The following is a 9,496-nucleotide window of genomic DNA, read 5'->3' as shown; positions in this document are numbered from 1 at the left end:
CCGCCGGAGCGGTCCGGGCCCTCGGCGCCGGCGGTCAGCTCTCCTCGACCGGCCGCAGGGTCAGCGAGATGCTGTTGATGCAGTACCGCTGGTCCGTCGGCGTGCCGTAGCCCTCGCCCTCGAAGACGTGGCCCAGGTGCCCGCCGCACTTGGCGCAGCGCACCTCGACCCGGCGCATGCCGAGCGAGGTGTCCTCGATGTACTGGACCCGGTCCCCGGCCAGCGGCGCGTAGTACGAGGGCCAGCCGCAGTGGCTGTCGAACTTGGTCTCGGAGCTGAACAGCTCCGTCCCGCAGGCCCGGCAGGCGTACACGCCGACCGTCTTGGTGTCGGTGTACTCGCCGACGAAGGGCCGCTCGGTGCCCGCCTCGCGGAGCACGTGGTACTCCTCGGGGCTGAGCTGGGCGCGCCACTCGGCCTCGGACTTCTGGATCTCGTAGCTCATCACGACTCCCGCTCGGCGTACGTCAGACGTTGGAAGCAACGTTCGCGAGGTGCTTGAGAATTTCGGGCCCCAGGTTGGTGACGTCGCCGGCGCCCATGGTGAGCAGCAGGTCGCCCGGGCGGGCCAGGCCGGCCAGCAGGGCGGGGGCGGCGGCGAAGTCGTGCTCGGGGGTGACGTCGGCACCGGCCCGGCGGGCGGCGTCGAGGATCAGCTCGCTGGTGACCCCGGGGATCGGGTCCTCGCGGGCCGGGTAGATGTCCAGTACCACCGAGGCGTCGGCCAGCGCCAGCGCCCGGCCCATCTCCTCGGCGAGCTGCTGGGTGCGGCTGAACAGGTGCGGCTGGAAGACGACCAGGACGCGGCCGTCGCCCTCCAGGCCCTCCCGGATCGCCTCCAGGTCGGCGGTCATCTCGGTCGGGTGGTGGGCGTAGGAGTCGATCACCTGGACGCCGGCCGCCTCGCCCTTGAGCTGGAGCCGGCGGCGCACGCCGGTGTAGGCGCCGAGCGCCTTGGCGAGGTCGGCGGCCGGGACGCCCAGCGCGACGCCGGCGGCCAGCGCGGCCACCGCGTTGTGGGCGTAGTGCCGGCCGGGCACCGAGACGGTGAAGGTCAGCTCCTCGCCGTCCAGCAGGACGGTGACCTCGCTGGTCATGCCGTGGGCGACCACCGACAGGACGCGCAGGTCGGCGTCCTCGGCGGCGCCGACGGTGACCATGTTGAGGCCCTCGCGGGCGGCCACCCGGGAGGTCAGTTCGCGGGCGCCGTCGTGGTCGGCGGAGACGACCAGGGTGCCGCCGGGGGTGATCCGGCCGACGAAGGTCTCGAAGGACTCGTAGATCTCGTCGATCGAGGCGTAGTTGGCGTGGTGGTCCAGCTCCACGTTGAGCACGATCGCCACCTCGGGCGCGTACTTGTGGAAGCTGCGGTCGCTCTCGTCGGCCTCGGCGACGAAGATCTCGCCGGCGCCGTGCCGGGCGTTGGAGCCGGGCGCGTCCAGGTCGCCGCCGATCGCGTAGGACGGCTCCAGGCCCAGCTCGCCGAGGGCGACGGCGAGCATGCTGGTGGTGGTGGTCTTGCCGTGGGTGCCGGCCACCGCCAGCGCCCGGCGGCCGCCCATCAGCGCGGCCAGCGCGTCGGAGCGGTGCACCACCGGGATGCCGCGCTCGCGGGCGGCGACCAGCTCGGGGTTGTCGGCGCGGATCGCGCTGGAGACCACGATGCTGCTGGCGTCGTCCGGCACGTGCTCGGCGGCGTGGCCGACGTGCACGGTGGCGCCGAGGGCGCGCAGCGCGAGGACGGTCTCGGACTCCTTGGAGTCACTGCCGGAGACGCTGGCACCGCGCACCGCGAGGATCTTCGCCAGGCCGGACATCCCGGCGCCGCCGATGCCGATGAAGTGCGGGGCGTGCAGGTCGTGCGCGGCGTCGTTCAAGGCGTGGCTCCGTACGGGCGGGATCTGGTGGGCAGGCGGCCGGGGTGCGAATCGTCCTCGCGGGCGGACCGCAAGGACGATTCTGCACCACCGGCGGTCGGAGTCAGGAGTCGCTGGCGAAGAGCCTGAGCACCGGCACCCCCACCTTGTGGCGGGCCTGGGAGGCCCAGTCGCGGTGGAAGAACTCCTCCACGAAGTGCGGCGAGGTGAGCACCACCACCTCGTCCGCCTCCTGCTCGCGGACCACCGCGCGCAGCCGGTCGAGCGGCTTCTCCTCGACCAGCTCGCCGACCGCCTCGGCCCCGGCCCGGCGCAGGTGGCGCAGGCTGTGCTCCAGCGATTCGCCGGCCACGGTCGGGCCGCCCTCGGACTCGTCGTGCTCGTGCACCACCTTGTCGAGGTGGCCGAGGGCGACGTCGTCGAGCGCCCGCAGCAACTCGTCCTGCTTGCCGCGCGGCTGCATCAGGACGACGAAGGACACCTTCTCGTCGCTGTGGAGCGTGGTGACGAGCTCCACGTCCGCGTCCGAGAGCGCCTTTTCGATCATCAGTACCGTCTTGAACACGTGAGTCCCTTCCAGTGGCCGGCCCCCGGGCCCCGGCATCGCATAACGGGATCACGATCGGGGGGTCACGGGGTCATCCGAACCCAGGTGACGCAGGTAGCGGGTGAAGAGGAATCCTTTCTGCTCGATCAATGAGACCAGCCGCATCCGCTGCACGTCCGGCATTTCCGCATCGCGGACGATGCGCGGCGCGTCGCCGCCGGTGACCAGCGGGGCCAGCGACAGGCACAGCTCGTCCAGCAGTCCCGCCGCCGCCAGCTGCCCCAGCAGGCGTGGGCCGCCCTCGGTCAGCAGCCGCGTCCAGCCCCGCTCCACCAGGGCCGCCACGCCCGCCCGCAGGTCCACCGAGCCGTGCCCGGCGAGCACCAGGTCGGCCACCCCGGCGACCGCCCGGCGGCGCTCCTGCGGGGCGTCCTCGACGGTGATCACCACCGTCCTGACCAGCGGTTCCGTGAACAGCGGCGCGGTGAGGTCGAGGTCCAGCGAGCGGCTCACGATCGCGATCGCCGGGGCCGGGGACTGCCCCGCCGCGGCCCGCGCGGCCGCGAAGTCCGCCCGCGCCCGGGCCGGCCGGTAACCCTCCGCCCGGACCGTCTCGGCGCCCACCAGCACCACGTCCGACAGCGCCCGCAGCACGCCGAAGATCCGCTTGTCGGCGTCCCCGGAGAGGCCCTCGGACAGGCCGTCGAGCCGCGCACCGCCGTCCAGCCCCGCCACCATGTTGGCCCGCAGCCACGGGCGCCCCCGATTCACCTGGTCGGGGTACGCGTAGACGGCGGCGAGCGATTCCAGGTCGGACGGATCGGCGACCGGAGCGCCCAGCGGGCTGATCAACTGTTGCATGTCCCCAGTCTTCCACCGCGGGGCCGGCCGGGGCCGGGAGCGGCCGGGAGCGGCCTGCGCACGGACCGGCCGGAGCGGGCCGGGAGCGGGTTCGGAGGGCGCGGGCACCAGGCGTACCCTCTACTAACGTGCCCGCAGCCTCCCGCCCCGCCCCCGCGACCGAGTCGATAGCCGCCGAGAGCCCGGCCGGCGCCCCGATCGCACTCACCGAACGCCGCCCCGTCGTGCCCGCCGAGCGGCTGGTCGCCGAGATGGTCCCGCCGCCCCGGTTCGCCGAGGTGAGCTTCGGGACGTACATCCCGGACCCGAACCAGCCCAGCCAGTACGAGGCCGTCCAGGTCCTGGAGCAGTTCGCGGCCACCCTCGGAGGGGGAAACGGTTCGGCGCCCAAGCGCAGCTGGTTCCGCCGCTCCGCCCCCGCGCCCACCGGCCCGGCCGGGGTCTACCTCGACGGCGGCTACGGCGTCGGCAAGACCCACCTGCTCGCCTCGCTCTGGCACGCCGCCCCCGGCCCCAAGGCCTTCGGCACCTTCGTCGAGCTGACCAACCTGGTCGGCGCGCTCGGCTTCCAGCAGGCCGTCCGGACCCTCTCCGGGCACACCCTGCTCTGCATCGACGAGTTCGAACTGGACGACCCGGGCGACACCGTGCTGGTCTCCACCCTGCTCGGCCGGCTGGTCGAGAACGGCGTCAAGCTGTGCGCCACCTCGAACACCCTGCCGGAGAAGCTCGGCGAGGGCCGCTTCGCCGCCGCCGACTTCCTGCGCGAGATCCAGGGCCTGTCCGCCCACTTCCGCCCGATGCGGATCGACGGCCAGGACTACCGCCACCGCGGCCTGCCCGACGCCCCGCCGCCGTACCCCGACGACACCGTCGAGGCCGTCGCCGCCCGCACCCCCGGCGCCTCGCTGGACGACTTCGACGCCCTGCTCGCCCACCTCTCCGCCGTCCACCCCAGCCGCTACGGCGCGCTGCTGGACGACGTCAGCGCGGTCTGCCTGCGCGGCGTGCACCAGGTCGACGACCAGTCCACCGCGCTGCGCCTGGTCGTCCTCGCCGACCGGATGTACGACCGCGAGCTGCCCGTCACCGCCTCCGGCCTGCCCTTCGACCAGGTCTTCCCGGAGGACATGCTGCGCGGCGGCTACCGCAAGAAGTACCTCCGCGCCGTCTCCCGCCTGGTCGCCCTGGCCCGCGACAGCGCCAAGAGCTGAGTCCGTAACCTCCCCGCTGTTCGGTCGTTGGGCCAACGGCCGAACAGGGGGGCACGTGGCTGACGACGAATCCCGGCCGGGTTACGAGATCGAGATCGAGCCCGAGGTCCGGACCTGGCTCCGGAACTGCTCCGTCACCGAGTACCGGGCGGCCGAGCGTGCCGCCGACCGGCTCGCCGAGGACGGCGAGACCCTGCCGTTCCCGCTGGCGAGCCATCTGGGCGGGCCGCTGCGGGAGCTCCGGGTCGGGCCGCTGCGCATCACGTACTGGCTCGCACCGGGGCGGAGGGCTGTGCTGCTGACGGTCTTCCGCAAGACTGGGAACCGCGAGACCGATCAGGTCGAACGGGCACGCCGTGCTCAGAAGGTCTGCGAGGCGGAGCATCTGCCCGCCGCCGATCACCAGGTCTACGACCGGGAGGAGCAACGATGAGCAGCGGCTACCACACCCGTTGGGTCGTGCCGCCGGAGCACCGCGAGAGCGAGGAGTACCGGGCGGCCGGGCGGCGGATGGCCCTGGCCGAGGCCGTGTACGCCCGCCGCTCCGCGCTCGGCTGGAGCCCGGCCCAGCTCGCCGAGCGGGCCGGGCTGGACGAGGAGACGGTCGAGAGCATCGAGGAGAGCGGTGTCGACCCGACGCTGCCGCTGATCGAGCGGCTGGCCTCCGCCTTCGACTCCGTCGTGCGGATCGACCCGGCCCGGGAGCCGGCCATGACGTTCGAGGCGCACGCGGCCTGATCGGAACGGCATCGGTTGTCGGTGGGGCGCCGTACGGTGGAGGCGTGCGTCCCATCACGAGTATTGAGCGGTCCGTGGCGCCCTTCGAGGTCGTCAGTCCCTTCCAGCCCAACGGTGACCAGCCGGCGGCGATCGCCGACCTGGAACGGCGGATCAGGGCGGGGGAGAAGGACGTCGTCCTGCTCGGTGCCACCGGCACCGGCAAGTCGGCCACCACGGCCTGGATGATCGAGAAGCTGCAGCGCCCCACCCTGGTGATGGCGCCGAACAAGACGCTGGCCGCGCAGCTGGCGAACGAGTTCCGCGAGCTGCTGCCGAACAACGCGGTCGAGTACTTCGTCTCGTACTACGACTACTACCAGCCGGAGGCGTACGTCCCGCAGACGGACACCTACATCGAGAAGGACTCCTCGATCAACGAGGAGGTCGAGCGGCTGCGGCACTCGGCGACCAACTCGCTGCTCACCCGCCGGGACGTGATCGTGGTCGCCTCGGTGTCCTGCATCTACGGCCTCGGCACCCCGCAGGAGTACGTGGACCGGATGGTCCCGCTCAAGGTCGGCCAGGAGATCGACCGCGACGTGCTGCTGCGCCGCTTCGTCGACATCCAGTACGCCCGCAACGACGTGGCCTTCACCCGCGGCACCTTCCGGGTCCGCGGCGACACCATCGAGATCTTCCCGGTCTACGAGGAGCTCGCCGTCCGGATCGAGATGTTCGGCGACGAGATCGAGTCGCTGTACACCCTGCACCCGCTCACCGGCGAGATCATCAGCCAGGACGAGCAGATCTACGTCTTCCCCGCCTCGCACTACGTGGCCGGCCCCGAGCGGATGGAGCGGGCGGTCACCGGCATCGAGCAGGAGCTGGAGCAGACGCTCGGCAGGCTGGAGAAGCAGGGCAAGCTGCTGGAGGCCCAGCGGCTGCGCATGCGCACCACCTACGACATCGAGATGCTGCGCCAGATCGGCACCTGCTCGGGCGTCGAGAACTACTCGATGCACTTCGACGGCCGCGAGCCCGGTTCCCCGCCGAACACCCTGCTGGACTACTTCCCGGAGGACTTCCTCCTGGTCATCGACGAGTCGCACGTCACCGTCCCGCAGATCGGCGCGATGTACGAGGGCGACGCCTCGCGCAAGCGCACGCTGGTCGAGCACGGGTTCCGGCTGCCCTCGGCGATGGACAACCGCCCGCTCAAGTGGGAGGAGTTCCTGGGGCGGATCGGCCAGACGGTGTACCTGTCGGCGACGCCCGGCGCGTACGAGCTGTCGCGCGGCGACGGCCAGGTCGAGCAGATCATCCGCCCGACCGGCCTGATCGACCCCGAGGTGATCGTCAAGCCGACCGAGGGCCAGATCGACGACCTGGTGCACGAGGTCCGCAAGCGGGTCGAGAGGAACGAGCGCGTCCTGGTCACCACGCTGACCAAGAAGATGGCCGAGGACCTCACCGACTACATGCTGGGCCTGGACATCCGGGTCCGGTACCTGCACAGCGACGTGGACACCCTGCGCCGGGTGGAGCTGCTGCGCGAGCTGCGGGCGGGCAGGTACGACGTACTGGTCGGCATCAACCTGCTGCGCGAGGGCCTGGACCTGCCCGAGGTGTCGCTGGTGGCGATCCTGGACGCGGACAAGGAGGGCTTCCTGCGCTCGGGCACCTCGCTCATCCAGACGATCGGCCGCGCGGCCCGCAACGTCTCCGGCCAGGTGCACATGTACGCGGACCGGATCACCCCGTCGATGGAGAAGGCGATCGACGAGACCAACCGGCGCCGGGCCGTGCAGCAGGCCTACAACAAGGAGCACGGGATCGACCCGCAGCCGCTGCGGAAGAAGATCGGCGACATCCTGGACACCCTCGCCCGGGAGGACGTGGACACCGACGAGCTGCTCTCCAGCGGCTACCGGGGCCAGGGCAAGGGCAAGGCCCCGGTGCCGACGCTGGGCGCGGAGCGCAAGCCGGCCAAGTCGCTGCCGGCCGCCGAGCTGGCGGAGCTGATCCAGGAGATGACGGACCGGATGCACACGGCCGCCGCGGACCTCCAGTTCGAGGTCGCGGCGCGGCTGCGCGACGAGGTCAAGGAGTTGAAGAAGGAGCTGCGGCAGATGCGCGAGGCCGGTGTGGCCTGAGGTCCGCCGTGCGGGGCTTGGCCGGTTCGGCACCGGTCAAGCCCCGCGGTGTCTCATCCTTGCCACAAACCGGGTAACCCGGAGGAGTCGCGGGTGCCGCAGGCCCTAGGCTGGCCTGCGGCATCGCGCCTCCGGGACGGGGTCGCGGGCCGGTAGCAGAGGGGGCCTCAGCCGGGGGACGGCGACGGGGTGTTCCACCGGGGAGCCGTGCGGCAGCGACCGCGCGGCCGGCAGAGAGGACAACGTCGTGTCGGTGAACCTTGCCAAGGGGCAGCGGGTCAGCCTCCAGAAGGGGGCGGGCGCCGCCCTGACCGTGGTGCGGATGGGGCTGGGCTGGCAGGCCGCGCCCAAGCGGGGCCTGTTCGGCAGCCGGACCAGGAAGATCGACCTGGACGCCTCGGCCCTGCTGTACGCCGAGCGGACCCCGTCCGACGTGGTGTTCTTCCAGCACCTGGAGTCCACCGACGGCTCGGTGCGGCACACCGGGGACAACCTGGAGGGCGGCTCCGGGGACGAGGACGACGAGGCGATCCTGGTCGACCTGCTGCACGTGCCGCCGCACATCACCCAGGTGGTGTTCACGGTCAGCTCGTACACCGGGCAGACCTTCGCCGAGGTGAGCCAGGCGCACTGCCGCCTGGTGGACGAGGCGACCGGGGTGGAGCTGGCCCGGTACGAGCTGGCGGGCGGCGGGCCGCACACCGGGCAGATCATGGCGAAGGTGGTCCGGGACGGCAACGGCGGCTGGGAGATGCAGGCGATCGGCGCCCCGGCGAAGGGGCGGACCTTCCAGGACCTGCTGCCGGCGATCGAGCCGTTCCTCTGACGGTTCTTTACCTTCTTTACCTTTCCTTGCCCGTCCTGTTACTCTCGATGGCAGCGGAGGGGAGTATTCCTCGACAGCCGACCCCGTCATCACGGATGCCCGTCGCGGCATCCCGGGGCGCTGGCCCGACGGGCGGAAGAGACCTCCGGCAGTGACGATGACTGTCTCGCCTACCTGCCGGAGGAGCAGTAGTGGACGTTTCCGTAACCATGTGGGTCACCACGATCGGTGTGCTGATCGCACTGATCGTGGCGGACTTCTTCATCGGGGGGCGCAAGCCGCACGAGGTCTCGATCAAGGAGGCCGGGATCTGGACGGCCGTCTGGGTCGTGCTGGCGCTGCTCTTCGGCGGTTTCCTCTGGTGGCACTCCGGGGCGCAGCCGGCCGGTGAGTTCTTCGCCGGGTACATCACCGAGAAGTCGCTCAGTGTCGACAACCTCTTCGTGTTCATCCTGATCATGGGCAAGTTCGCGGTGCCCAGGATCTACCAGCAGCGCGTGCTGATGTTCGGTGTGATCATCGCGCTGGTGCTGCGGGCGGTGTTCATCGCCGGCGGTGCGGCGCTGGTGACGCAGTTCTCCTGGGTGTTCTTCATCTTCGGCGCCTTCCTGATCTGGACGGCCTGGAAGCTGATCAAGGAGGCCCGGGCCGACGAGGAGGACGAGGAGTTCGAGGAGAACCGGCTGCTCAAGTCGATCACCCGGCGCTTCCCGTCCACCGACGACTACCGCGGCACCAAGCTGTTCGTCCGGGAGAACGGCCGCCGGCTGATCACCCCGATGCTGATCGTGATGCTGGCGATCGGCACCACGGACGTGCTGTTCGCGCTGGACTCGATCCCGGCCATCTTCGGCCTCACCCAGGACCCGTACGTGGTCTTCACCGCCAACGCCTTCGCCCTGATGGGGCTGCGCCAGCTGTACTTCCTGATCGGCGGGCTGCTCAAGAAGCTGGTCCACCTGAGCTACGGCCTGTCGGTGATCCTCGGCTTCATCGGCGTGAAGCTGGTGCTGCACGCCGCCCACGAGGCCGGTGCGAACGTCCCGGAGATCGGCATCCCGTTCTCGCTGGGCTTCATCGTGGTGGTGCTGGCCGTGACCACCGTGACCAGCCTGATGGCCTCGAAGAAGGCCGAGCAGGCCGAGCGCGAGCAGGAGAAGCTGGACGCCTGACCCCGCCCGGGCGGCAACGCGAAGGGGCCCCGCGACGCGCACTGCGTCGCGGGGGCCCCTAGCGGCCCGGGGGGGGGGACCCCCCCCGATCCCGCCACAACGCGGGGGGCGGGCGCGCGGGGCCGC

General features: G+C 71.4%; 10 protein-coding genes. 6 read left to right on the top strand and 4 right to left on the bottom strand.

Annotation, left to right across the window (positions count from 1 at the left end; all coding sequences use genetic code 11):
• Positions 1–34: 34 nt before the first annotated feature.
• From msrB to ACFV8H_RS40490, 4 genes are all read right to left on the bottom strand, one after another.
• A complete protein-coding gene (gene msrB / locus ACFV8H_RS40505) occupies positions 35–445 on the bottom strand; it encodes a peptide-methionine (R)-S-oxide reductase MsrB (protein ID WP_380409671.1) in 411 nt (136 codons plus the stop codon).
• 22 nt (positions 446–467) lie between these two features.
• Positions 468–1,856, bottom strand: a complete 1,389-nt coding sequence (murC, locus tag ACFV8H_RS40500) for a UDP-N-acetylmuramate--L-alanine ligase (protein WP_380409673.1) — start codon at positions 1,854–1,856, stop codon at positions 468–470.
• 124 nt (positions 1,857–1,980) lie between these two features.
• A complete protein-coding gene (locus tag ACFV8H_RS40495; RefSeq protein ID WP_375888329.1) occupies positions 1,981–2,442 on the bottom strand; it encodes an indole-3-glycerol phosphate synthase in 462 nt (153 codons plus the stop codon).
• Between the two features lie 51 nt (positions 2,443–2,493).
• Complete coding sequence (locus ACFV8H_RS40490; RefSeq protein WP_380409669.1) at positions 2,494–3,285, bottom strand: pyrimidine reductase family protein; 792 nt, start codon at positions 3,283–3,285, stop codon at positions 2,494–2,496.
• A gap of 167 nt (positions 3,286–3,452) precedes the next feature.
• On the opposite strand from ACFV8H_RS40490, the gene zapE reads away from it, so the two are divergent.
• From zapE to ACFV8H_RS40460, 6 genes are all read left to right on the top strand, one after another.
• Positions 3,453–4,499 (top strand): cell division protein ZapE, encoded by a 1,047-nt coding sequence (zapE, locus tag ACFV8H_RS40485; RefSeq protein ID WP_375888487.1) that lies wholly within the window; start codon positions 3,453–3,455, stop codon positions 4,497–4,499.
• A gap of 55 nt (positions 4,500–4,554) precedes the next feature.
• A complete protein-coding gene (locus ACFV8H_RS40480) occupies positions 4,555–4,932 on the top strand; it encodes a type II toxin-antitoxin system RelE/ParE family toxin (protein ID WP_380409667.1) in 378 nt (125 codons plus the stop codon).
• The gene (locus tag ACFV8H_RS40475; RefSeq protein ID WP_375888337.1) at positions 4,929–5,237 is read left to right on the top strand and encodes a helix-turn-helix domain-containing protein; all 309 of its coding nucleotides are present in this window, start codon (positions 4,929–4,931) and stop codon (positions 5,235–5,237) included. The genes ACFV8H_RS40480 and ACFV8H_RS40475 overlap by 4 nt, the downstream gene beginning before the upstream one ends.
• A gap of 44 nt (positions 5,238–5,281) precedes the next feature.
• Entirely contained in the window at positions 5,282–7,372 is a 2,091-nt protein-coding gene (gene uvrB / locus ACFV8H_RS40470; RefSeq protein ID WP_380409665.1) for an excinuclease ABC subunit UvrB, read from the top strand.
• A 247-nt stretch (positions 7,373–7,619) separates the two neighbouring features.
• Positions 7,620–8,198, top strand: coding sequence for a TerD family protein (locus ACFV8H_RS40465; protein WP_360236073.1), 579 nt, complete (start codon positions 7,620–7,622; stop codon positions 8,196–8,198).
• 191 nt (positions 8,199–8,389) lie between these two features.
• Entirely contained in the window at positions 8,390–9,370 is a 981-nt protein-coding gene (locus ACFV8H_RS40460) for a TerC family protein (protein WP_380409660.1), read from the top strand.
• Positions 9,371–9,496 lie beyond the last annotated feature (126 nt).

The organism is Kitasatospora sp. NPDC059827, assembly GCF_042731675.1.
Lineage (GTDB): Bacteria > Actinomycetota > Actinomycetes > Streptomycetales > Streptomycetaceae > Kitasatospora.
This window is presented reverse-complemented; position numbering and strand designations above follow the sequence as displayed.

Bases quoted from the DNA above. Each gene is read 5' to 3' on its own strand.
- ACFV8H_RS40490 (WP_380409669.1), bottom strand. From the start codon at position 3,285: ATGCAACAGTTGATCAGCCCGCTGGGCGCTCCGGTCGCCGATCCGTCC.
- msrB (WP_380409671.1), bottom strand. From the start codon at position 445: ATGAGCTACGAGATCCAGAAGTCCGAGGCCGAGTGGCGCGCCCAGCTC.
- ACFV8H_RS40475 (WP_375888337.1), top strand. From the start codon at position 4,929: ATGAGCAGCGGCTACCACACCCGTTGGGTCGTGCCGCCGGAGCACCGC.